Source organism: Paenibacillus sp. GYB004 (genome assembly GCF_036577605.1).
GTDB lineage: Bacteria > Bacillota > Bacilli > Paenibacillales > NBRC-103111 > Paenibacillus_AB > Paenibacillus_AB oceani.
This window is the reverse complement of sequence record NZ_JARBDB010000060.1, coordinates 187,108-210,325: the sequence shown is the minus strand read 5'-3', so window position 1 is coordinate 210,325 and position 23,218 is coordinate 187,108. Positions and strand designations below refer to the sequence as shown.

Genomic DNA, 23,218 nt, shown 5'->3' with positions numbered 1-23,218 from the left:
TGTAGGATGTTTTTAGATAAAGCAAAAATTTTCGTAAAAGGCGGCAACGGCGGGGACGGTATCATTTCGTTCCGGAGGGAGCTGTACGTGCCGGAAGGCGGGCCGGCCGGCGGTGACGGAGGCAAAGGCGGAGACGTTGTATTTCGCGTCGACGAGGGACTGCGAACGCTGATCGATTTCCGTTATCAGAAGCATTTCAAGGCGCCGCGCGGCGAAAAAGGCAAGACGAAGGGAATGCACGGGGCGAACGCGGAAGATATGATCGTGCGGGTGCCGCCGGGCACGATTGTGATCGATGACGACACGCACGAGATTATTGCCGATTTGACCCGGCACGACCAGGAGGTCGTCGTCGGCAAGGGCGGCCGCGGCGGACGCGGCAACATGCGTTTTTCGACGCCGAGCAATCCGGCCCCTTATCTGTCCGAGAACGGCGAGGAAGGCCAGGAGCGCTGGGTCATCCTGGAGCTGAAGGTGATGGCGGACGTCGGGCTTGTCGGTTTCCCGAGCGTAGGGAAATCGACGCTGCTGTCGGTCGTATCGGCCGCTCAGCCGAAGATCGGCGCCTACCATTTCACGACGATTACGCCGAACCTTGGCGTCGTTGATGTAGGGGAAGGCCGCAGCTTCGTTATGGCGGATTTGCCGGGGCTGATCGAAGGCGCGCATCAAGGCGTAGGGCTCGGTCACGAGTTTTTGCGCCATGTGGAGCGGACGCGGCTGATCATCCATGTCCTCGACATGGCGGCTACCGAGGAACGCGATCCGTACGACGACTGGCTCAAGATTAACGAAGAGCTGCGCCTCTACAACGAGAAGCTGTCGCAGCGGGTGCAGATCATCGCGGCCAACAAGATGGATATGCCGGGGGCGGACGAGCAGTTGAAGCTGTTCCGCGAGAAGCTGGAGCGAGACGGACATGGGGAGATGGAAATTTTCCCGATCTCGGCTGTAGCCCGGCAAGGGGTCCGGGAGCTTCTGTACCGCGCGGCCGATCTGCTGGAGCAAATTCCGGAAACGCCGCTTGTCGAAGAAGTGGTGGATGTCGAGGAGCGTAAAATATACCGCTTCGAGAAGGAAGAAGACGAGAACGAGTTTACGATCCGCCGGGAAAACGATACGTTCGTTGTCGAGTGTGTCGCGGTGGAGAAGATGCTCAAGCGGATCAACATGAACTCGTATGATGCGCTTATGCGGTTTGGCGTGACGATGCGCAAGTCGGGAATTGAAGCGGCGTTGCGCAAAAAAGGAGCCCAGGACGGACATATGGTCCGGATCGGCGACTTTGAATTTGAATTTGTCGAGCAGGAATGACAATCGCAAAGTTGTACCATACACTGCCGGGGCGAAGCTTCGGCAGTTTTTTGTATTTGGAGAGAAAGCGACAGATGCCATCCAGCCTGTAGACGCTTATAATGGGAGAAGCTGGGCGAATGCAATAAACGAACTTGAAAATGAACTGACTTGAATATGCCTGTTGGTGCAGGATTGAGCAGCGGACACTTTGAAGCTGCGTGACGTAAAGGGGGTTGCTTATTATGAAGCTGAACGAAATGGCGAATCTGCTTACCATTGCCCGGACGTCCGGAAATATGGAGACGGAAATCAGCGGATTTGCGATGAACTCGAAGCAGGTTCGTCCCGGCGATTTGTTTATTTGCATTCCGGGGATACCGGGCTTGCAGGAGGACCGCCACCCGTATGCGGAAGAAGCGGTTCGTGCAGGGGCGGCCGCGCTGATCGTCGAACGCGAGGTCGGGCTGGCCGCGCCGACGATTCAGGTGCCGGACGCCCGTTATGCGATGGCTGTGATGACGGCGCATTTCTATGGATATCCAAGTTCGGAGTTGAAGGTAATCGGCGTAACCGGGACGAATGGCAAAACGACCACCAGCCATATGATCGAAGCGGTATTGGCTTATGCCGGCTATCGCACCGGATTGATGGGCAATATCGGGACGAAGATCGGAGAGGTGCAGCACGAAACGGATATTAACACCCCGGAGTCCTACAAGCTGCAAGCGAATCTGAGGAAAATGGCGGACCATCAGACCGACTATTGCGTCATGGAGGCGACTTCCCAGGGGCTCGATATGGGGCGTGCCATCGGCTGTGAGTTCAGAACGGCGGTTTTTACCAACTTGACGCTGGATCATCTAGACTATCATGGCACGATGGAACGGTACAGGGAAGCCAAGGGGCTGCTGTTCTCCAGAATGGGCAACTCCTTCTCCCCGGATCCGTCCAAGCGCAAGTATGCCGTCCTTAACATCGACGATCCGGCCTCCGATTATTTCCGAAAGCAAACGACCGCTCAGGTCGTGACATACGGGATACACGGTGAAGCCGACGTGACCGCCTCGAATGTCCGGTTAACGGCGAGGGGAACCGAGTTTGAACTGCGTTCGTACACCGGCACGATTCAGGTACAGCTCCAGATGGTCGGGAAGTTTAATGTGTACAACGCGCTTGCTACCGCCGCCAGCTGTCTCGTCGAAGGCGTCCCGCTCGAGGTGATTGGTGAAGGGCTGGCCCGAATCCAAGGCGTGGCCGGACGGATGGAGGTTGTCGACGAAGGTCAACCGTTTCTCGTGCTAGCTGATTATGCCCATACGCCAGATTCTTTAGACAACTGTTTGTCTACGGTCCGGGAGTTTGCGGAGCGGCGCGTGATCACGGTGTTCGGCTGCGGGGGAGACCGGGACCGGTCGAAACGTCCGCTGATGGGAGGGCTGGCTGCCCGCTATAGCGATTATATCATTGTGACCTCGGATAACCCGCGGAAGGAAAAGCCGTCGGCGATTATGCAGGACATCGAGCAGGGGCTGAAGGAAGCGGGGATCGAGGCCTCCCGCTACGAGCTGATCGAGGATCGGAAGCAGGCGATCGGAAGGGCGGTCGAGCTGGCGGGTGCGGGCGATATCGTACTGATAGCGGGCAAGGGCCATGAGACGTATCAAATTTTTAAGGACGGTACGGTTCATTTCGACGATCGGGAAGAAGCGAGACTGGCCATTCGCAGGAAAAAAGACGAGACTCCAAGGTGAGGCGGTGGAGAGGCGAGTTTGGCTGGCGGCTGGCTTGCTGGCGGAAATGTGCCTGAACGCGGGGCTCTTACCGTAACACCGTAACGCATGCGTTACGTAAGGCGGCGGGTCTCCTCCATACCCGCATGGCACTTCACTCTTCCGCCCCGGCCCGGACCGCTGCCGTCAATAGCGCGGGTCCGTAAGCGGCACCCAGTCGACTCGCGGATAGCCGGTTGCCGTATCCCTGTTGGCCGTGCCGACCCAGGCGTGGTCCCGGGGGCCTTCGCGGAAATAATGCTCGAGGGCGGCGCGGAAGATGTAGGGGATGTCGCGGTCCAACACTTTAGCGACCGGAATCCAGTGGAGCTCGCCCTCGTCGGTATCGACGAAGTCGGTCCGCTTCGCGATTCCGCTGTATATGAACTGCTGCCTCAGCTCCCCCTGGTTGTTGCGGAGCAATACATAACGGAGCGTTAACTGCTCGATATCGGTTTCGGCAAAGCCGGTTTCCTCGGCGATTTCGCGCAGACATGCGTCGCGCGGACGGCTGAGCTCCTCCGGCTCGAGGTGTCCGCCTACCGCGGCCCACATGCCGGGGTTCAGCGTCCGGCTCATAGAGCGTTTCATCATAAGCAGCTTGTCTTCGTGAAAAAGCATTGCTGCGGCCATCATCCGACATTTCATAAAGTATCCTCCCGTTCGTAAGCGATCACCCGCTGCAATCATGTTATCCATCTTAGCACGGCGGCCCGAAAGCGGCAACTTCGCGCCAACGCCGGGCGGAGCCGGATAAAGCGCTCTCTTCCGGATTGTTTGAAAACGGTCGTTTATATTTCATTTCACCTATTGCCGTGATCCGGCGTTTTCGGTATAATGTCCACTATATACAAACAACAGTCTTTACAGAGAGGACGAATCGCCTGTGGAACACGACACTAGCGCGAACGGCTCCAGCGAAGACGACACCGAACGTTACTATTTGGTACGGGAAGACATTTTGCCCGAAGCGGTCGTCAAAACGATCCAAGCAAAGGAACTGCTGGCCAAAGGACAAGCGAAGACGGTTCACGAAGCAGTCGAGCAGGTCGGCATCAGCCGGAGCGCCTTTTATAAGTATAAGGACGGCATTCATCCGCTGAACAAGCTGGAGAGGGAACGGCTCGTCACGCTGTCCATGGATTTGGAGCACCGGTCGGGGATCTTATCGAAGGTTCTCGCGGTTATCGCCGGTTTGGAGGGCAACGTGCTGACCATTCACCAGACGATTCCGCTGCAAGGCATGGCGAACGTGGTGCTGTCGGTCGACACATCCCAGATGGGCGGACCTAACGCCGCCCGGTTAATGGATGTGCTGCGTCACCAGGACGGTGTCCGGAAAGCGACCCTGATCGGTCAAGGCTCATAAAGATACAATGCGAACTCAGGAGGAGAGAACAGGATGGAACCAATTCAAGTAGGTCTGCTCGGGATGGGCACGGTAGGAACCGGCGTGCTGCGCATCGTCGAGGGGCATCAGGAAGATTTGCAAAAACAGGTAGGTTCGGAGATCCGCATCGCCAAAGTGCTCGTGCAGGATAAATCCAAATCTCGCCGGTATGCGCTCGAATCGGACCGCCTCACCGAAGACGCCTGGGAAATCGTAAACGATCCGTCGATTCAGATCGTCGTCGAAGTGATGGGCGGCATCGAACTGGCGAAAACCTATATACTCGCGGCGCTGGAGAAGGGGAAGCATGTCGTTACCGCGAATAAAGATTTGATGGCGCTGCACGGAGCGGAGATTCTCGCCAAGGCAGCCGAGAAAAACTGCGACGTCTTCTACGAAGCGAGCGTAGCGGGCGGCATTCCGATTATCCGGACGCTGATCGATGGCTTCTCGTCCGACCGGATTACGAAGATCATGGGGATCGTCAACGGGACGACAAACTATATTTTGACCAAAATGAGTCAGGAAGGCGCGTCCTACGAGGACGTGCTGAAGGAAGCGCAGGAGCTGGGATACGCCGAATCCGATCCGACCTCCGACGTGGAAGGATATGATGCGGCACGCAAGATGGCGATTCTCGGAACGCTCGGCTTCCATACAAGCCTCAGCTTCCCGGACGTCAGCGTCAAAGGCATCTCGCAAATTTCGAAGGAAGATATCCAATACGGCAAAAGCCTCGGCTATGAGGTCAAGCTGCTTGGCATTGCTGAGCGCCAGGACGATCTGATCAGCGTTAGCGTCCAGCCGACGATGGTGAAGAAGACGCACCCGCTTGCTGCGGTGAACGGAGTGTTCAATGCCGTGTACGTCTATGGCGAAGCAGTCGGAGAGACGATGTTTTACGGCCCTGGCGCGGGCGAGATGCCGACGGCGACTTCCGTTGTGGCCGACCTCGTCGCGGTTGTCAAAAACTTGAAGCTGGGTGTGAACGGGCGCAGAATTTTTACTCCGTATAAGGAGAAAAAGCTGAAGACGCCGGAGCAGATCGCTTCGAAATATTTCGTCAGGCTGCACGTGGACGACAAAGCCGGCGTTCTTGCCAAGATCACGCAAGTGTTCGCCAATTGCGAGGTCAGCCTTGAATCGGTCGTTCAGCAGCCGAATCATTCGATCGCCGATGCCGAGATCGTCATCGTGACGCACGACGCGTCGCTGTCCAGCATGAACCGTGTGCTTGCGGAGTTCGAATCGCTTGAAGTGATCCAGAAGATCAAAAGCGTGTACCGGGTCGAAGGATAATTTTTGGCAGAACTACTATATTAGATGCATTCATACACATACAAAGGAGCCGTTCGCAAAATGAGATACATGGGATTGCTGCAAACGTACAAAGAGTATTTGCCGGTGACGGACAACACGCCGATGCTAACGCTGCACGAAGGCAATACGCCGCTGGTACGCGCCGAGAAGCTGTCGGAGGAATTGAACCTTGACATTTACTTTAAATATGAAGGGTTGAATCCGACCGGTTCGTTCAAAGACCGCGGCATGGTGATGGCGGTAGCCAAAGCGATGGAGGAAGGCAGCCGCACGATCATGTGCGCCTCGACAGGCAATACGTCCGCGGCAGCAGCCGCTTATGCGGCACGCGGCAATCTCAATTGCATCGTGCTGATCCCGAACAACAACATTGCGCTCGGCAAGCTGGCGCAAGCGATCATCTACGGAGCGAAAGTCATCGCGATTGAAGGCAACTTCGACCGTGCGCTGGAGATTGTCCGCGAGATTACGGCCAAGCACCCGATCACTCTCGTGAACTCGGTCAACCCGTACCGCCTGGAAGGGCAGAAGACGGCGGCCTTCGAAGTATGCGACCAGCTCGGTCAGGCTCCGGACTACTTGGCGATTCCGGTCGGCAACGCAGGCAACATCTCCGCGTATTGGAAAGGCTTCAAGGAGTACAACGCCAAAGGCAAATCGTCATCGCTGCCGGTGATGATCGGCTTCGAGGCGGAAGGCGCCATGGCGATCGTGAAGGGCGAACCGATCCTGAATCCGGAGACGGTCGCTACCGCCATCCGGATCGGCAATCCGGCGAGTTGGGATCTTGCCGTGAACGCGGCCAAGGAATCCGGCGGACAGATCAACTACGTTACGGACGACGAAATCCTGCATGCGTACCGGACGATCGCGTCCAAGGAAGGTATCTTCGCGGAGCCGGCATCCGCCGCTTCGATCGCGGGTGTCATGAAGCTGCACAAGGAAGGTTACTTCAAAGGCGGCGAGAAAGTCGTCTGCGTCTTGACCGGCCACGGCCTGAAAGACCCGAATATCGCGATTAAAAGCGTGGGCGGCGATCTGCTCGTCGTTCAAGATACCGAAGAAGCGGTTATGGATGCGATCCGCAAGCTGGAGGGCGCTGGCGCATGAGTTTGCCGGGGAACGGAAACGGACCGGCCGCGGGAGACGGCCGGCCGAAGGTGTACGTGAAAGTGCCGGCGAGCACCGCCAATCTCGGACCGGGCTTCGATGCGCTCGGTATGGCGCTTAATTTGTACGCTTGGATCGAAATGGGCATAGCGGACCGGACCGAAATCCGCCTGTACGGAGATCAGATGGAAGGCGTACCGACGGATAAGTCCAATCTCGTCTACAAAGTCGCGCAGCAAGTATTCGAGAAAGCCGGAGTAAGTCATCCCGAGCTCGATATTGCGATGTATAGCGATATTCCGCTGACGCGCGGACTCGGCAGCAGCGCTTCGGCGATTGTCGGGGCGCTTGTAGCGGCCAACGCGCTGATCGGTTCCGCTCTGTCCGACTACGAGCTGTTCCAGATGGCGTCGGCACTCGAGAAACATCCGGACAATGTCGGAGCCTCGCTGTTCGGCGGCTTGACGGTGGCGTTCTGGGACGGGACGCGGGCGGAGCATATCCGCGTCGTTCCGGAGGACCGTCTGGAAGTGCTGGTGGCGATTCCCCGCTTCCAGCTGGCCACGGAGAAAGCGCGCAACGTCCTTCCGGCCGAAGTGCCGATGAAGGACGCCGTATTTAATATCGGCCACGCTTCGCTGCTGGTGGCCGCCTTTTGCACCGGTCGTTACGACCAGATCCGCCATGCGATGAAGGATGCGCTGCACCAGCCGTACCGCGCTCCGCTCGTGCCCGGTATGAGCGACATCCTGGAGCAGGCGGAGGAGCACGGAGCTCTCGGTATCGCCTTAAGCGGCGCGGGACCGACCTTGTTGGCGCTGCTCGACAGAGAGAGCGGCCGAGGGGCAGAGCTGGAGCGGTTTCTGACCGATACGCTGAAGCAGCATGGCATCGAAGCCGATACGATGCGGCTGAAGCCTTGTGCCGAAGGCGCGACGGTTCTGACCCATTTCGATCCTCATGTCACGCTGATCGACAACATCAAAGGCGAAGTTCGCGCCTAATCGAGATAGACCGAAAAGAGCAATTTATATAGATGTTGATGCGAATTCGTGTTACTGTAGTAAAGTGGCTTCTTCATCGATAGTTCGCCGTGTAGACCACGAATGAAACCATAAGACCCGGCAGCCGATAGGTTAAAAGCCGGTTAGAAGGAGATATTCCCCGTGAAACGGATCGCTTTTCTCGGGCCGGAAGGGACGGTGTCCCAAGAGTCCGCCCGATATTTTTTTGCCGAAGGGGCGCATGAGTTCGTTCCTTACGCGCTGATGTCGGACGTGTTCACGGCTACCGCCGCAGGCACGGCCGATTATGGTGTCATCCCGATCGAGAATACGATCGAAGGATCGGTTAAGCATCACATCGACCTGCTGGTCGAATCAGGCGGCAATTTGCCGATACAGGCGGAATGGATCTATCCGTCTATTCAAAATTTGATCGGCCATTTCGACCTCACCTCGGGAACCGATCCGTTTGCGAATATTCGCAAAGTCATCTCTAAGGACGTCGCGATCGCGCAGTGCCACGACTTTCTGCGCAGCCGGCTGCCTCATGCGGAATTCGAATACGTCAGCAGCACAGCCGAAGGCGTACGGATCGTCAAGGAGTCGCTGGACCCGTCCTATGCGGCGATCGGAACGAGGATGTCTGCGGAGCTGTACGGGCTCGATCTGCTGGCCGAGAACATCACCGACCATGACAACAACTACACCCGGTTCATTCTGATCGGGAAAGACAAGCCGGTACTCAAGCCTGCCGACTGCGCCAAGACGACCATCCTGGTCACTTTGCCGGAGGATTACCCGGGTGCGCTGCATCAGGTGTTGTCCGCTTTCGCATGGCGCCGGATTAACTTGTCCAAGATCGAATCGAGACCGACGAAGAAGAAGCTTGGCAACTACTATTTTTATATGGATATCGAGATGTCGCTGGATACGGTACTGCTTCCATCGGCTTTGCAGGAGATCGAGGCGATCGGCAGTCAAGTGCGGATCTTGGGTTCTTATCCAAGCTACTCATATATGGCGGGGCTGTAGACGTTTATTTGCCGTCAATGGCAGGCGCAGATTTTGCATAGGAGTGAATAGTCTGTCGGGAACGTATCCCGGCGGGCTATTTTTTTAACGATTCAATGTTTAAAGTTCGCTACAGCGCTAAAGCGAACCGAGACATTCTGAACCAAGGAAAGCTACCTCTTTACGCAGGGTCATGCATCGTGGCAAAGACTTCGTTTAGAAGCTTTTTTTATTTTCCCGGAATGATGTCAAATGCCTACCTCTTGCATAGACTGTATTGTTATTCAAGACAACGGGAGGTTTCAGTCCGGTGAAAATCCATCTGGTGAAAAAGGGAGAAACGCTCTTTAACATCGCCAAAAAGTACGGTATCGAGCTGCAAAAGCTGATTTCTTTCAACAGTCAAATTGCCGATCCCGATCAAATCGACGTAGGCATGAAAGTGAAAATTCCGTCCACTCCAGTACCGGTGCCGCCTCCGGTCGGCCATGTGCTGCACAAGCATATCGTGGTACAGGGAGACTCGTTGTGGAAACTGTCGAAGGCGTGGGACGTACCGCTGAAGGCGGTCATTGATGCAAATCCGCATTTGAAAAATCCGAATGTGCTGATGACGGGGGAAATTGTATACATCCCGAACCTGGCGACGGGAACGGCCCCCGAGCATCCGGAAGGAATGAGTAAAGCGGAATTAACCGCACCGATCGCCGCACCCGAGACGATGGAAGCGATGCCGGAGATGCCTGTGATGCCTGTGATGCCGGAGATGCCGGAGATGCCGGCTGTCGAGGAGCCGATCGAATGGCCGGGCATGGCCGACGCAACCGAAGCGGAGCCTATGCAGCAGCCGGTTTACGAAGCGCAGGAACCTGTCCAGTTCCCGTTCATGCAATATGAGATGCCGGCCACGGAAGCGATGACTCCGCAAGCTCAGCCGGCTCCCATGGCGATGCAACCTCACGTTCCTGCTCCGGTTGCGACGTGGAACTACGAAAGCTTTATGCAAGTTCATCACAAACCCCATCATCATGAGGCGGCCGTACCGTATATGCCTATGATGCCGATGGCCCCTGCGGCGCAGATGCCGGTCATGGGCACAGCCGATAAGTATCCGGGCATTCCGGATCAGGCGGCTCCTTGTCCTCCTGCTCTGGAATGGCCGGAGGCCGCCGTTCAATCGCAGCAGGCGATGCCGTTTCCTCAGATGACCGGAGGTCCTTGCGGATGCCAGGGCGGCGGCCATCATCATGCTGGGGTTCCGTACGGCATGCACTTCGGGATGCCATACGGGATGCCTTATGCAATGTCGGGCGTTATGCCGGGCATGTTCAGCCCGCAGCAAACGATGTCGCCGCACGCATCGTGGATGAAGAAGAATGACTGCGGCTGCGACGACCGGATGGGAGATATCGGCCTTGACTCGATTACCCGGGAGCAAGAGGTCCGCACGGACCAAGCGGTTTCGTCCGGCACCTTCTCCAAAGCGTCCGTCAGCACCAAAACTAGAGCTCCGAAGCGGAAAAGCCCGGCAAAACGTGAGAAAAGACAAAATCAGCCGTGGATTCGGAGATAACGGTCTGCCGGTTACCGCCTCAAGTATAACAGCAGTCCCCTTTGGGAAAACTAGAAAAAAAATCTAGTACCAGAGGGGATTGCCATGAACTTGTCAAGCTTGTACAAACAACTGAAAAAGCGTCTTCGCCAAAAAAGACGATGGTTGTCGCTTGGCTTTTTCATTGTTGCGGCAGCCGTAGGCTTGTTAACCTTATTCGGTTCCCGTTCCCCGGATATTGCGGGAGACGCCGCTTTGACGGCGGAAACGCTCGCTGCCGTTCGCGGCGGACAGGCTCCGCAGGCGTACGTGTCGGAAGAACAGCGCCAGACTTTGGAGCAAATCCGGGCCGAAGGCGGAACGAGGGACGTATTTGTGCGCAGGAGTTATGTGTGTGGAGAAGAGCACGGGTTGACCGGACGAATGAGAACCGAGGAGATTATGAGTTTCCATCAGGAGCACCCGACGTGGAAAGTCGAGCTGGACGGCAACGGAAGCGTGACATTTACGGAACAGATCGACGATTTGTCGCCGGCCTGCAAGCAGAACGCCTATTTCGGAGTGGACAAAACCGGCAACTTGTCCTTGTTCGAAGGACCGCCGGATAACGAGAAAGTGATCCGCACCTTCTTCCAGCTTAACACCGGTTACTTGGAGAGCAGTCTGCCCCACAATTCGCTGGAAGAGCTGAAGAAGGGCATTCCCGTGATCGATATGGCGGAGTATAACAGCGTACTCTCCACATTCAGCGAGTTTGCCGTCGAGGCTGCGGAAAACGTGATGATTCCGGCGCAGTAGAAGTCCGGCTAGCGCCTGAGGCGCTAGCTGGGTCTGGTCGGCTATGGCCGACAGGGCCCATGAAAGATTTTGATAGACACGCCTCTCTTTTTGCTGAACATCGCCATATTTGCTGGCGATGTTTTTTGTTGATCGATTCGGCCAATAAGTTTAAGTTCTTCGCCGTGGTCGAGTGGAAAAGAGGTGTCTCCCTTGACGAGTCAGCAAGTCGCAAGTCGTTCATCGCGGGTGGAAAGCGTTTGAATCTTCTGCCCTGCTTCAAGCGTGGAAGGGATCGACCGAGTTAAGAGCGGTTTGTACCCTCTATTTTGTGCGAACCCGCAAGGATGGAAGGCATTTCTGCGTAGTCGCAGGAAATTTAGCAAACGGACCTCATTTCGGCGCATTTCGTGAAAAGTTCCTGTGCGTATGCAGCAATCCGCTTCATCTTCCGTTGTATTCGGGGGATTGCTGCTGCTGAGCAGGAATCCGGTCCGAGAGCGGCTGACGCTCGCTCCCTCCGCTCCAAGGCAAACGCGACAAAATCCGTTTTTTGCACTTGTGCAAAAGTCGCGTCCTCAGCCGCTGTCCAACCCCGGCCCACTTTGTTATAATGGTAAATTGAATACATATGTTCGCTTATCGGCAGAGAGAGAGAGGGACTTTTGTGCGCGTATTGGGCATAGACCCGGGAATTGCGATCGTCGGCTTCGGCTTTATCGATAAGCAGGGACACAAGCTGACTCCGGTCCAGTTCGGCAGCATCCAGACGGAAGCGAATACCGATTCCGCCGTGCGGCTGCAGGAAATTTACGAAGCGACGGTCCATTTGATCGACAAATACAAGCCGGATGCGGTGGCGATCGAGAAGCTGTTCTTTAACAAAAACGTTACGACCGCCTTGACGGTCGGTCAGGCGCGGGGCGTGCTGATGCTTGCGGCTGTGCAGAAAGGAATTCCGATTGCAGAGTACACCCCGCTTCAGGTGAAGCAGGCGATCGTCGGATACGGCAAAGCGGAAAAAAAGCAGGTGCAGGAAATGGTCCGCATGTTTTTGAAGCTGGCGTCCGTACCCAAGCCGGATGACGTGGCCGACGCTTTGGCGATCGCCATCTGTCACGCGCATTCCGCCGGCCTGCAGCAAAAATTGAACGGAGTTGGGAAGTCATGATCGATTTTTTGCGCGGAAAAGTGGCGCACCGGGAAACGGATTACGTCGTGATCGACGTACAGGGGGTTGGCTACCGCGTGTTTTGTCCGAACCCGTTCGTATTTCCGGATAAACCGGAAGATGTTACGGTATTCACCCACCACCATGTGCGCGAGGATGCGATCCTGCTGTTCGGCTTCGCATCCCGGGACGAACAGTCGCTGTTCCGGCGGCTGATCGACGTCACCGGAATCGGACCGAAGGTGGCGCTCGGCATCTTGTCCGGCGGCCGTCCGGAGGCGGTCGTGGCCGCGATCCAGCAGGAGAATGTGACGTTTCTGATGAAGCTGCCGGGGATCGGCAAGAAAACGGCGCAGCGGATCATTCTGGACTTGAAGGATAAGCTCGGCGCGGTAACGTCCCGCTTCGACGGAGCGGTGCTTGCCGAGGCGCTGCAGCAGGCCGGAACGGATTCTTCCGGGGGCGGAGCCTGGGCGGAGGCGAAGGAAGCGCTGCTCGCGCTCGGATATACGGAAGCCGAAGCGGATCGCGCCTGGCAGACCGTGAAGGCAAAGGTCAAAGAGAGCGACCCGGCAGACATGCTTATTAAGCTTGCTCTTCAAGCGCTTTATGCCGGCTGATGCCGGCCGCGGGGCTACAACGAATGACAAGGAGGGCGACGGCAAATGGAGGATCGGATCATTTCGGCCCATTTGATGATGGAAGATGAGACTGTGGAGCTCAGTCTCCGTCCTCGCTATTTGGCGGAATATATCGGACAGTCGCAAGTGAAGGAAAACTTGAAAATTTACATCGAAGCGGCCAAAATGCGCAAGGAAGCGCTGGATCACGTGCTGCTGTACGGACCTCCGGGTCTCGGCAAGACGACGCTGTCGAACATAATCGCCAACGAGCTTGGCGTGAACATCCGGACGACCTCCGGTCCGGCTATCGAACGTCCGGGCGATCTCGCGGCGATCTTGACCAACCTCCAGGAAGGCGACGTCTTGTTCATCGATGAAATCCACCGGCTGCACCGCACCGTTGAAGAGGTGCTGTATCCGGCGATGGAGGACTTCGCGCTTGATATTATTATCGGCAAAGGCCCGAGCGCGCGTTCGGTCAGGCTCGATCTGCCGGCTTTCACGCTGGTCGGGGCCACGACGAGGGCGGGACTGCTGTCCGCGCCGCTTCGGGATCGGTTCGGCGTTGTCAGCCGGCTCGAATATTACACGGTGGACGAGCTTAGTTATATCGTCAGCCGGGCCGCGGACATTTTGCAGGTCAGCATCGTCGGAGAGGCGGCGGACGAGATCGGCAAACGTTCGCGAGGCACGCCGCGGATCGCCAACCGGCTGTTGAAGCGGGTGCGGGATTATGCTCAGGTGCGGGGCGACGGAATTATTACGACCGAGATCGCCCGTGCGGCGCTTAAGCTGATCCAGGTCGACGATCTGGGGCTCGACGAGATCGACCATAAGATGCTGCGTGCGATTATGACCAGCTTCCGCGGCGGGCCGGTCGGACTCGATACGATCGCCGCTACGATCGGCGAAGAGAGCCAGACGATCGAGGATGTGTACGAACCTTATTTGCTTCAAATCGGATTTTTGCAGCGCACGCCGCGGGGGAGGACGGTTACCGCCGCCGCATATCGGCATCTCGGTCTTCCGGTTCCTTCCGAAGGCGGCAGCAGCTAGATATGTTATTCAAAGGAGAGATGGAACCGATGACGAGACGAGTTCGGCCCCGGAGATGGGCGGCCGCATGGCTGGCGGCGATCGTGGCGGCTGTAATCAGCGTGCCCGCGGCCTTTACCGAAAGTTACGCCGCCGTGCCTAAGCTGGAGCAAATCCGGGTCGCATTGTTTCTGTCCAGCGGTACTACTTATAACGTTACCGTACCTGCCGTGACGCTGTCTTCCCCGAACGGGCTCGATATCGGCCGGCGAACCTCTTCCGGGTTCACGCAATGGTCGGCAGTAGCCCCTGGCGCGCAAGCCCGTTTCAGCGTGGACGGCTACCAGGTGTTCCTGCTGGAAACCGCCGATCAGGCGACCGCGAAGCTGCTTCAGCAGGCGCTCGGGGCCACCCAGGACAAACCTTACGTCTACCAATCGGTCAAGCTCGGCAAGACCGTCTATCAAGTATACGCAGGCATGTATGGCTCCAAGGAAGAAGCGAATGCGGCAAAGCAGCGGATCGCGGTTAACGCTTCTGCGGCTGCGTTGCTCAAGGGGGCGGCGACGACCGTAACCGGCCCGCTTCATTGGAATGCCGGTGATTACGCGTCGGAAGCGGAAGCGGCGGGACAAGCCACGGCACTGCGTCAGCAGGGGCTCGACGCATGGCCCGTTATATTGGAGACGGCGGGCGCTTCGTCTTACGCCGTATGGATCGGGGAAGCGGCCGATGCCGAGCATTTGAACACAGTCAAAGCGCAGGCCGCGAAAATATCGCCGAACCTCGCATTGAAGCCGGTCGATCCGACAGCTCCTTATTTGCTCAAAAGGGACGAATGGACAGGGACCGCTGCGATTCCGCATTATTCGTTTAATCCCGATGCGCATCAAGTGTGGGTGGCTCCGAAGGACGGAACTGCGGCCATCGCCGAAAAAAGCGGTCGGCAGTATCGGGGGGCTCTAGAACTGAGCCGGCATAACGGCAAGCTTGCGGTCGTGAACGAACTGCCGTTCGAGCAGTACCTCGTATCCGTCGTCGGAGGGGAGCTGGGCGAATCGTGGCCGGCCGAGGCTTTGAAGGCGCAAGCCGTCTCCGCGCGCACGTTCGCGCTGAGCCTTGGAACGAAGTATCAGATTGCGCACGTCTCCGACTCCTCCAACGATCAGGTTTATTACGGCGTACAGCAGGAAGGGCCGAACGGGACGGCTGCGGTTGCGGCGACGGCCGGAGAAGTAATCGTATTGAACGGCGAGCTGATCATGCCGTATTTCTACTCGAACGGCGGCGGATTGACCGGCGACCCGGTCGAGGTGTGGGGACAGCCGATTCCGTACATCAAGTCGGTGCAGAGCCCCGACGAGGCTGCGGAGAAAAACAAGCTGTTATGGCACCGCGTGTCGCTGCCTGACGGCAAGATTGGTTATATCCGCGAAGATCTGGTCAAGGAATCGGGGGAGCGGAACGGCGCAGGCTTGCCTGTCGTATCGGTTCAGAGTGCGGACGTAAACGTGCGTCCGGCCCCGTATGTCGACGATGTCCGAAATGGCCCGATTGCAAAGGTCTCAACAGGGGCCAAGCTCGTATCGCTTGGCAAAGCGCGGGAATCGAACGCGTACAGCTGGATTCGCGGCCCGTATACGGCCGACGAGCTGTTGAAACAGTTGAACGGGGTAATAACGAAGCCGGTCGCCGGCAAGCTGGAGACGCTCGAGGTAAGCAAGCGCGGCCCGTCGGGCCGCGTCACGGAGCTGAAGGCCAACGGCCAGCCGATTCCGGTCGCCAAACCGGATCAGTACCGGAGCGCGCTGTTCAGTGCGCCGAGCACCCGGTTTGATATTGAGGAGACGGGACGGTATACTGTATCTGGAGCCGGCGGAACGACCCGCACGGTGCAAGGATCGGCTGGAACGCTGTATGCGCTTGGCGCAAACGGAGCTTCTGCCCCGCTGACCGGACCGAACCGGATCGTGCTCGGTGCAGAAGGCAGTGTCCGCGTCGCCACGAAGGACACGATGTTCCGTCTGACCGGAACCGGTTACGGGCACGGCCTCGGCATGTCCCAATGGGGAGCTCTCTCGCTTGCGGAGAGCGGACACGATTACAAAAGCATACTCATGCACTATTACAATGGGATTACTATAACTAAGGAATGACGGATATGGATGTCAGTACGTTTGATTTTGAATTACCCGAATCTTTGATCGCCCAGACGCCGCTTTTGAACCGGACCGGGTCCCGGTTGCTTACGCTCGACAAGTCGAGCGGAGCGATCGGGCACCATGCGTTCGAACAACTGATCGACTTTCTGCAAGCCGGCGATACGCTCGTGTTGAACGATACACGGGTCATTCCTGCCCGGCTTTTTGGCGTCAAAGCCGATACGGGAGCACATGTGGAGCTGCTGCTCCTCAAGGAACTGGGCGAAGACCGGTGGGAAGCGCTTGCCCGTCCGGGCAAACGGCTGAAACGGGGAGCCGTCGTGGTGTTCGGCGAGAATGGTGAACAGGACGGGGAGAACGAAACGGCGATGACGGAGCCGCTGCTGCGCGCTGTCGTCGAGGAGGAGGGCGAGATGGGAGCCCGGATCGTCCGGTTCGAGTATAACGGGATATTCCGGGAGCTGCTGGACCGTCTCGGCTCGATGCCGCTTCCTCCTTATATTAAAGAGAAGCTGGACGACCGGGAACGGTATCAGACCGTATACGCCCGGAATCCCGGTTCGGCGGCTGCGCCGACGGCCGGACTGCATTTCACCCCCGCTTATCTGGAGGCGATCGCGAACAAAGGCGTGCGGATCGCCACGGTCACGCTTCATGTGGGTCTCGGCACGTTCCGCCCGGTCTCGGCCGATACGGTGGAAGCGCATCAGATGCATGAAGAATATTATTCGGTGTCGGCGGAGACGGCCGCGGCGCTGAACGAAGCGAAAGCGGCAGGACGCCGGATCGTGGCGGTTGGCACGACATCGGCCCGGACGCTGGAGACGGTGGCGAACCGGTTCGGCGATTCGCAGATCGAGAGCTGTGACGGCTGGTCGGGCATCTTTATTTACCCGGGCTATTCGTTTAAGCTTGTGGATGCGCTGCTGACGAACTTTCATTTGCCCAAATCGACGCTCGTCATGCTGGTCAGCGCTTTGGCGGGAACCGATCGGGTGCTGGCGGCGTATCGCGAAGCGGTCGAACGCGAATACCGGTTTTTCAGCTTCGGCGATGCGATGTTTATTTATTGAACGGCACAATGGAGCCGATAGACAAGATCAGACAAGGAAGGAACGACTTATGGCAGCAGTACGTTACGAACCTATCAAAACATGCAAACAATCCGGCGCCAGGCTTGGCCGGTTGCATACGCCCCATGGCATCATCGATACGCCGACCTTCATGCCGGTAGGCACGCAGGCAACGGTGAAGACGATGAGCCCCGAAGAATTAAAGATGATGGACGCTCATATTATATTGAGCAATACGTATCATCTGTTTCTGCGTCCCGGCCACGAGATCGTGCGCGAGGCGGGCGGGCTTCACAAGTTCATGAACTGGGACAGGCCGATCTTGACGGACAGCGGCGGCTTCCAGGTGTTCAGCTTGAGCGAGCTCCGCAAAATTACCGAAGAAGGCGTACATTTCCGCAACCATCTCAACGGAGACAAGCTGTTCATCTCCCCCGAGATCGCCATGGACATTCAAAATGCGCTTGGGCCTGATATTATGATGGCATTCGACGAGTGTCCCCCTTATCCGGCCGACTATCAGTATGTCAAATTATCGACGGAGCGGACGAGCCGGTGGGCGGAGCGCTGCCTGAAGGCGCATGCCCGTCCTCACGATCAGGCGTTGTTCGCGATCGTTCAAGGCGGCATGTTTGCCGATTTGCGCAAAGAAAGCGCGGTTCAGTTGACTTCCATGGATTTCCCGGGGTATGCTATTGGAGGACTAAGTGTCGGAGAATCCAAGGAACTGATGTACGAAATGCTGGATCACACGGTTCCGCTTCTGCCGACGCACAAACCGAGGTATTTGATGGGGGTAGGATCGCCGGACGCATTGCTGGAAGGTTCGATCCGCGGAGTGGACATGTTCGATTGCGTGCTGCCGACCCGGATTGCGCGCAACGGTACGGTTATGACGAGCGAGGGACGGCTGGTCGTCAAAGGAGCCAAGTTCGCTAGAGACTTCGGACCGCTCGATCCGAATTGCAGCTGTTACACTTGTAAGAATTACTCCCGCGCATATTTGCGCCACCTGCTAAAGGCTGACGAGACGTTTGGCATTCGGTTGACGACGTATCACAATCTGCATTTCTTGCTGGATTTGATGCGAAACGTTAGACAAGCTATCGCGGAAGACCGGCTGCTCGATTACCGGGACGAGTTTTTCGACCGGTACGGGATGAAGGAGAACTCCCGCGGATTTTAAAAAGGAGGGACTAGACTCATGTGGAATTATGCAGACGCAGCTGGGGCAGCGGCCTCACCTAACTTGCTCACGACGATTGTTCCGTTCGTACTGATGTTCGCCGTCTTGTATTTCTTGCTGATCCGCCCGCAGCAGAAGCGCCAGAAAACCCGCAACATGATGCTGAACCAGTTGAAAAAAGGGGACAAGGTTACGACGATCGGCGGCATGCACGGTACGATCATGGAGATCACGGACGATATCGTCGTCCTCCGCGTCAACGATGCGACCAAGCTGACGTTCGACCGTTCGGCGATTAACGCAGTCAGCGCATCCGCACCGGCGGCTGCTGAGAAACCGGCTGAGAAGCCTGCCGAGAAAGCTTAATATGTATCTGAATGGACAGAGGAGACCCGAGACGGTCTCTTTTTTTTGGATATTTTCTGAAATCGAGCCAGCAAGCCGTTTTTCGAGGACACTCGGCTCTCTGCCCGGCATATGGCGCACGCAATCTCCGAATTTGTGGACTGTCGGATAATTTTTTTGGATGATTTGGCTTCCGGGCCGCGGACGATCCAGTATAATCAAGATGCGGCGCCATGATGATCGGCGATATGCCGCAATACCCATTCCGACAGGGCGGGAGAGGATGTTAGGTCTGAACCGGGAGAGGAGTAAGACAAACGTGGATTGGCAAGCGGATTGGATCTGGCTGGACGAGATAGAGCGTCCTGTTAATACGCACGTATGTTTTCGCAAAACGTTCACGCTCGGCGCCGAAGCGGTCGGCAAAGCGCGGCTGCGAATAAGCGCCGATTCGTACTACCGGGTATGGATCAACGGAAAGGAAGCCGGCGAAGGACCGGTTCGTTCGACGCCCCGGCATTGGTATTACGACGATTACGATGTCAGCGGTTATGTCCGAACCGGGGATAACGTAATCGCTGTGGATGTATGGCATTACGGCCATTCGAATTATCAGTACATCGAGAATCGGGCGGGCTTGATCGCAAGACTCGATCTCGGGGAAGATTGCGAGGCCGGAAGCTTCGCCACGGATAATAACTGGAAGGCGAAGCGGCATGACGGATTCGAGAGCCATACGGTGAAACGCAATGTCAATATCGGCTGGCTGGAGCTGTTCGATGCCCGGAAGTGGAACGACGCCTGGCTGACGTCCGCTTATGACGATTCGGACTGGGGCCGTGCGGTCCGCGTGGCGGAAGGCGGCGGCGGAGTCTGGGGCGAGCTGCACACGGCTTCGATCGAGCCGATGGCCAAATCCCGCATTTATCCCAGCCAATTGACCTCCATCTCGGAAGTCCGTCCGCTGCGGCAAGTCGTATCGGTGAATATGCGCGACAACTTTTATCCCGGCAACCGGGACGCCAACGCCAAAATATTCAGCGGTTACTTGGCAACGATTCTTGAGACGGATGAACGCGTGACAGGTAAGCTCACTTTCGCGCATTCGCCGTGGAACGGAGTCCAAGGCCGATATAAAATAAACAGCCGGTGGTACAAGCAAGGGGAAGAGATCGTACTGGAGCCGGGACGGCACTTGTTTTTGCTTGAAATATGCGGCGTTCATAACGATTTGTTCTCACATATGGAATGGGACTTTCCGTCGCCGATTCGTTTCGTCTCCCCGTTTGAGCCTCAGGGCGACGAGCGAAGGGCGGAGGGCGCGGCTGAAGGAGACGGCAGCTCACCGTTCGTCACTTGGGGGCCTTTCGAGGTGATTGAGCCTGTGGCTGACGGCTACCATCCGGTCTACGGGGGCGTCGAAAAGGAGACCGGGCTGAACCGGTCTCACCCGGCGTTTGCCGCACTCGGCGAAGCGGCCGCACCGGCCGATCTGCTCGCTTACCGGTCCTCGTGCAAGGAGGTGGAGCCGTCACGGATCATCGTGAACCATATGATCTATTCCTTGATGCTTCGCAAGCAAACCGTCGCAACCCGGGCGGTTCAGCGGAAAGACGAACGGATGCTGTACGGGCATCCCCGTCCTTCCGTGCTGGCTCCTCCGGCGGACGGGGCGGACCTGGAGCTGATCGTCGACTTCGGCAAGCTGTACGTCGGGCAGATCGAGTTCGATCTGGATGCGGCGGAAGGCACCGTGATCGATATATACGGCTTTGAGACGATGGTGGACGGCAAGGTGCGGTATACGGGCGGATTGAATAACGCTTTCCGGTATACGGCAAGGGGAGGCAGGCAGTCCTATCGCAGCGTAACCCGGATGGGGTTCCGCTATTTAATCGTAGCGATTCGCGGCCAGACGGCGCCGGTTTCCTTCCACTCGATCTCCGTGCTTCAATCCGGATATCCGGTAACCGATCAGGCCGTATTCCGCTGCTCGGACCCGCTGCTGAACGACATCTGGGAAATTAGCCGGCATACGTCGGAAGTATGCACAGAGGATATGTTCGTCGACTGCCCGACGTACGAGCGGGTATTCTGGGTCGGCGACTGCCGGGTCAGCTCGCTTGTCAACTACTATTTATTCGGCTCCTACGAACTGGCGGAGCATTGCTTGACAATGGTTCCGCGCTCGCGCGAACAGAGCGGTCTGCTGCTCTCCTGCATGCCTACCGATTGGCAGTCGGTCATCCCGATGTGGACCTTCAGTTGGGTGATCGCCTGCAAGGAGTACGTCGAATACAGCGGGGATACGAAGTTTATCGGCACCATCTATCCGGACATCGCCGAGACGCTGGAGACGTACTGCACGTTTATTAATGATAAAGGCTTGTTCGATATCAGCTCGTGGAATTTGCTCGACTGGGCCGAGCTGGATATTCCGTATGTCGGTGTAGGTACGGCGCAGCATGCGGCGCTTGCGTATTGCTGCCGGATAACGGCGGATATGGCCCGGCGGCTTTCTCAACCCGAAGACGAGCGGCGGTGGAACGAGCGGAGCGAACGGCTCAAAGCGAGCATGAACGTCCATCTGTGGGACGACGGGAGAAATGCCTACATAGACGGCTGGTATCGCAGCGGCAAACGGTCCGGTACTTGCAGCGTTCAAACCCATACGCTGCTTTATTTGTTCGATATGCTGGATCATGAGCGCAAAGCCGCCGTCGAAAGCCGGCTGGTCGATCCGCCTGCCGACTGGGTGCGCATCGGCACGCCGTTCATGTCGTTTTATTTGTTCGAAGCGTGGCAGCGGATGGGCCGGCTCGATCGGATCGTATCCGCCATCCGCCAAGACTGGGGAGCGATGGTCCGCCACGGATCGACTACGTGCTGGGAGACGTTCGCCGTGTACCCGCGCAGCTTCGCCCATGCGTGGTCGGCTGCGCCCGCTTACGTGCTCGGCAAATATGGATTGGGCGTTGCGCCGGCTGCCGAGGGGTTCCGCCGCATCTCGGTATGTCCGCCAGAGCTGGACGGGCTGGAATGGGCGGAGGGGTCCGTTCCGACGCCATACGGCCGGGTAGACGTCGAATGGAGCCGCGACAATGGCTCGGCGACGCTGAGGCTGCGTGTACCGCAAGGCGTCGGGATCGATGACGCCGAAGCAAGGGAACGCGGCTGGGACATACGGATCGAACGGGTGGGAGACACCGGGGAAGGGAGTGGGGACGATGCATGACGATGACTTGAAATCGTGGAGTAAAGAAGACATATGCGCCCATCTGGGCGACGATTATGACCGCTACCTGGGGGCGATCGTGCCTCCGATCTTCCAAAATTCGCTGTTTACGAGAAAGACGAAGTCGCACGGTTACAGCTACTCCCGCGTCTCGAACCCAACGCTGGAGGTGGCCGAGCGGAAGCTGGCCGCCCTGGAGGAAGGGGAACGCGCGCTGCTGTTCTCCTCCGGCATGTCGGCGATTACGGCTGCAATTATGCAGCATGCGGTGAAAGACTGCCATGTCGTAGCCCTGAAGAGCGTGTACACGCCCGTGCGTGTATTTCTCGAAACGTATATGAACAAGTTCGGCGTAGAAACGACCTTCGTCTCCGGGGAGGAGGTCCGGCAGTTTGAAGAGGCGATCCGGCCGAATACGCGGCTTATTTATTTGGAGACGCCGCTTTCGAACGTCTTCACCCTGCAGGATCTCGCGGCGGTTGCAAAGCTTGCCAAAAGCAAAGGCATCGCTACCGTTGTGGACAATACGTGGGCGACGCCGCTGTATCAAAATCCGCTCCGGTTCGGGATCGACACCGTCGTTCACTCCGCTTCGAAATATTTGGGAGGGCACAGCGATATTATCGGCGGCGTCTTAATATCCGATGCCGCCACGGTCGAGCAGATGACGCACCGGGAACGGGGCATGTTCGGAGCGGTGATGGACCCGCATCAAGCCTGGCTGCTCACGCGGGGACTCCGGACGCTGCCGCTGCGGATGGCGAAGCATCAGGAGAACGCGAGGAAGGTCGCGGCGTTCCTCCAGGAGCATGGTGACGTGGAGCAGGTGTTTTATCCCGGGCTGCCGGACCATCCCCAGTTCAAGCTTGCACTAGAGCAGATGAGCGGCTGCAACGGGTTGATCAGCTTCGTACCGAAAGGGGACAAAGCGAACGTTGCCCGGATGAGCCGAGCGATGACCTGCTTCGAGGTCGGTCCCAGCTGGGGAGGCTTCGAAAGCTTAATGAACTTCCCCGGGGCGGGGATCGATGAGGAAACATCGGAGCGCACCGGCATTCCGCGAGGCCTTGTCCGCATCTCGGTCGGTCTGGAATCGGCGGGAACGATCATCGAAGATTTGGAGCGGGGCTTGCACGCTATTCGTCAGGAGGGATTGTAG

Annotated in this window: 19 protein-coding genes; 18 read left to right on the top strand and 1 reads right to left on the bottom strand. The window is 57.4% G+C overall.

Annotation, left to right across the window (positions count from 1 at the left end):
* Positions 1-6 precede the first annotated feature (6 nt).
* Positions 7-1,314: a GTPase ObgE gene (gene obgE / locus PV433_RS26770; protein ID WP_332075087.1), complete on the top strand. Its 1,308-nt coding sequence runs from the start codon at positions 7-9 to the stop codon at positions 1,312-1,314.
* A 224-nt stretch (positions 1,315-1,538) separates the two neighbouring features.
* A complete protein-coding gene (locus PV433_RS26765) occupies positions 1,539-3,047 on the top strand; it encodes a UDP-N-acetylmuramoyl-L-alanyl-D-glutamate--2,6-diaminopimelate ligase (protein ID WP_332075086.1) in 1,509 nt (502 codons plus the stop codon).
* A gap of 165 nt (positions 3,048-3,212) precedes the next feature.
* Here PV433_RS26765 and PV433_RS26760 read toward each other — a convergent pair whose 3' ends face one another.
* Positions 3,213-3,713 carry an NUDIX hydrolase gene (locus PV433_RS26760; RefSeq protein ID WP_332075085.1) on the bottom strand — a complete coding sequence of 167 codons (501 nt, stop codon included), beginning with the start codon at positions 3,711-3,713 and terminating at the stop codon, positions 3,213-3,215.
* 238 nt (positions 3,714-3,951) lie between these two features.
* Between PV433_RS26760 and PV433_RS26755 the strand changes: the two genes are divergently transcribed.
* The 16 genes from PV433_RS26755 to PV433_RS26680 all read left to right on the top strand — a co-directional run bounded on the left by PV433_RS26755 (position 3,952) and on the right by PV433_RS26680 (position 23,218).
* Positions 3,952-4,434, top strand: coding sequence for an ACT domain-containing protein (locus PV433_RS26755; protein WP_190924623.1), 483 nt, complete (start codon positions 3,952-3,954; stop codon positions 4,432-4,434).
* Positions 4,435-4,467: 33 nt separating this feature from the next.
* Positions 4,468-5,754 carry a homoserine dehydrogenase gene (locus PV433_RS26750; protein WP_332075084.1) on the top strand — a complete coding sequence of 429 codons (1,287 nt, stop codon included), beginning with the start codon at positions 4,468-4,470 and terminating at the stop codon, positions 5,752-5,754.
* A gap of 60 nt (positions 5,755-5,814) precedes the next feature.
* Positions 5,815-6,885 (top strand): threonine synthase, encoded by a 1,071-nt coding sequence (thrC, locus tag PV433_RS26745; protein ID WP_332075083.1) that lies wholly within the window; start codon positions 5,815-5,817, stop codon positions 6,883-6,885.
* On the top strand, positions 6,882-7,889 hold the full coding sequence (thrB, locus tag PV433_RS26740; protein WP_332075082.1) for a homoserine kinase: 1,008 nt from the start codon (positions 6,882-6,884) through the stop codon (positions 7,887-7,889). The genes thrC and thrB overlap by 4 nt, the downstream gene beginning before the upstream one ends.
* Before the next feature lie 162 nt (positions 7,890-8,051).
* Positions 8,052-8,921: a prephenate dehydratase gene (gene pheA / locus PV433_RS26735; RefSeq protein WP_190924631.1), complete on the top strand. Its 870-nt coding sequence runs from the start codon at positions 8,052-8,054 to the stop codon at positions 8,919-8,921.
* Between the two features lie 289 nt (positions 8,922-9,210).
* Positions 9,211-10,473: a LysM peptidoglycan-binding domain-containing protein gene (locus PV433_RS26730; protein WP_332075081.1), complete on the top strand. Its 1,263-nt coding sequence runs from the start codon at positions 9,211-9,213 to the stop codon at positions 10,471-10,473.
* 84 nt (positions 10,474-10,557) lie between these two features.
* The gene (locus PV433_RS26725) at positions 10,558-11,250 is read left to right on the top strand and encodes a BofC C-terminal domain-containing protein (protein WP_332075080.1); all 693 of its coding nucleotides are present in this window, start codon (positions 10,558-10,560) and stop codon (positions 11,248-11,250) included.
* Positions 11,251-11,896: 646 nt separating this feature from the next.
* On the top strand, positions 11,897-12,400 hold the full coding sequence (gene ruvC, locus PV433_RS26720) for a crossover junction endodeoxyribonuclease RuvC (RefSeq protein ID WP_190924637.1): 504 nt from the start codon (positions 11,897-11,899) through the stop codon (positions 12,398-12,400).
* Positions 12,397-13,020, top strand: coding sequence for a Holliday junction branch migration protein RuvA (gene ruvA, locus PV433_RS26715; RefSeq protein ID WP_332075079.1), 624 nt, complete (start codon positions 12,397-12,399; stop codon positions 13,018-13,020). Before ruvC ends, ruvA begins: the two co-directional genes overlap by 4 nt.
* Before the next feature lie 45 nt (positions 13,021-13,065).
* On the top strand, positions 13,066-14,079 hold the full coding sequence (ruvB, locus tag PV433_RS26710; protein WP_190924641.1) for a Holliday junction branch migration DNA helicase RuvB: 1,014 nt from the start codon (positions 13,066-13,068) through the stop codon (positions 14,077-14,079).
* Between the two features lie 29 nt (positions 14,080-14,108).
* Positions 14,109-16,214: a SpoIID/LytB domain-containing protein gene (locus PV433_RS26705; protein ID WP_332075078.1), complete on the top strand. Its 2,106-nt coding sequence runs from the start codon at positions 14,109-14,111 to the stop codon at positions 16,212-16,214.
* Between the two features lie 5 nt (positions 16,215-16,219).
* Positions 16,220-17,293: a tRNA preQ1(34) S-adenosylmethionine ribosyltransferase-isomerase QueA gene (queA, locus tag PV433_RS26700; protein WP_332075077.1), complete on the top strand. Its 1,074-nt coding sequence runs from the start codon at positions 16,220-16,222 to the stop codon at positions 17,291-17,293.
* A 49-nt stretch (positions 17,294-17,342) separates the two neighbouring features.
* Entirely contained in the window at positions 17,343-18,479 is a 1,137-nt protein-coding gene (gene tgt, locus PV433_RS26695; RefSeq protein ID WP_190924647.1) for a tRNA guanosine(34) transglycosylase Tgt, read from the top strand.
* A gap of 18 nt (positions 18,480-18,497) precedes the next feature.
* Positions 18,498-18,845: a preprotein translocase subunit YajC gene (gene yajC, locus PV433_RS26690; RefSeq protein ID WP_332075076.1), complete on the top strand. Its 348-nt coding sequence runs from the start codon at positions 18,498-18,500 to the stop codon at positions 18,843-18,845.
* A gap of 298 nt (positions 18,846-19,143) precedes the next feature.
* Positions 19,144-22,059: a family 78 glycoside hydrolase catalytic domain gene (locus PV433_RS26685; RefSeq protein WP_332075075.1), complete on the top strand. Its 2,916-nt coding sequence runs from the start codon at positions 19,144-19,146 to the stop codon at positions 22,057-22,059.
* Positions 22,052-23,218 (top strand): trans-sulfuration enzyme family protein, encoded by a 1,167-nt coding sequence (locus tag PV433_RS26680; protein ID WP_332075074.1) that lies wholly within the window; start codon positions 22,052-22,054, stop codon positions 23,216-23,218. The genes PV433_RS26685 and PV433_RS26680 overlap by 8 nt, the downstream gene beginning before the upstream one ends.

Coding starts and splice junctions, on each gene's coding strand:
- PV433_RS26750 (WP_332075084.1), top strand. CDS start 4,468: ATGGAACCAATTCAAGTAGGTCTGCTCGGGATGGGCACGGTAGGAACC.
- PV433_RS26705 (WP_332075078.1), top strand. CDS start 14,109: ATGACGAGACGAGTTCGGCCCCGGAGATGGGCGGCCGCATGGCTGGCG.
- obgE (WP_332075087.1), top strand. CDS start 7: ATGTTTTTAGATAAAGCAAAAATTTTCGTAAAAGGCGGCAACGGCGGG.
- PV433_RS26765 (WP_332075086.1), top strand. CDS start 1,539: ATGAAGCTGAACGAAATGGCGAATCTGCTTACCATTGCCCGGACGTCC.
- thrB (WP_332075082.1), top strand. CDS start 6,882: ATGAGTTTGCCGGGGAACGGAAACGGACCGGCCGCGGGAGACGGCCGG.
- PV433_RS26725 (WP_332075080.1), top strand. CDS start 10,558: ATGAACTTGTCAAGCTTGTACAAACAACTGAAAAAGCGTCTTCGCCAA.
- ruvB (WP_190924641.1), top strand. CDS start 13,066: ATGGAGGATCGGATCATTTCGGCCCATTTGATGATGGAAGATGAGACT.
- tgt (WP_190924647.1), top strand. CDS start 17,343: ATGGCAGCAGTACGTTACGAACCTATCAAAACATGCAAACAATCCGGC.
- PV433_RS26760 (WP_332075085.1), bottom strand. CDS start 3,713: ATGAAATGTCGGATGATGGCCGCAGCAATGCTTTTTCACGAAGACAAG.
- yajC (WP_332075076.1), top strand. CDS start 18,498: ATGTGGAATTATGCAGACGCAGCTGGGGCAGCGGCCTCACCTAACTTG.
- PV433_RS26680 (WP_332075074.1), top strand. CDS start 22,052: ATGCATGACGATGACTTGAAATCGTGGAGTAAAGAAGACATATGCGCC.
- thrC (WP_332075083.1), top strand. CDS start 5,815: ATGAGATACATGGGATTGCTGCAAACGTACAAAGAGTATTTGCCGGTG.
- ruvA (WP_332075079.1), top strand. CDS start 12,397: ATGATCGATTTTTTGCGCGGAAAAGTGGCGCACCGGGAAACGGATTAC.
- queA (WP_332075077.1), top strand. CDS start 16,220: ATGGATGTCAGTACGTTTGATTTTGAATTACCCGAATCTTTGATCGCC.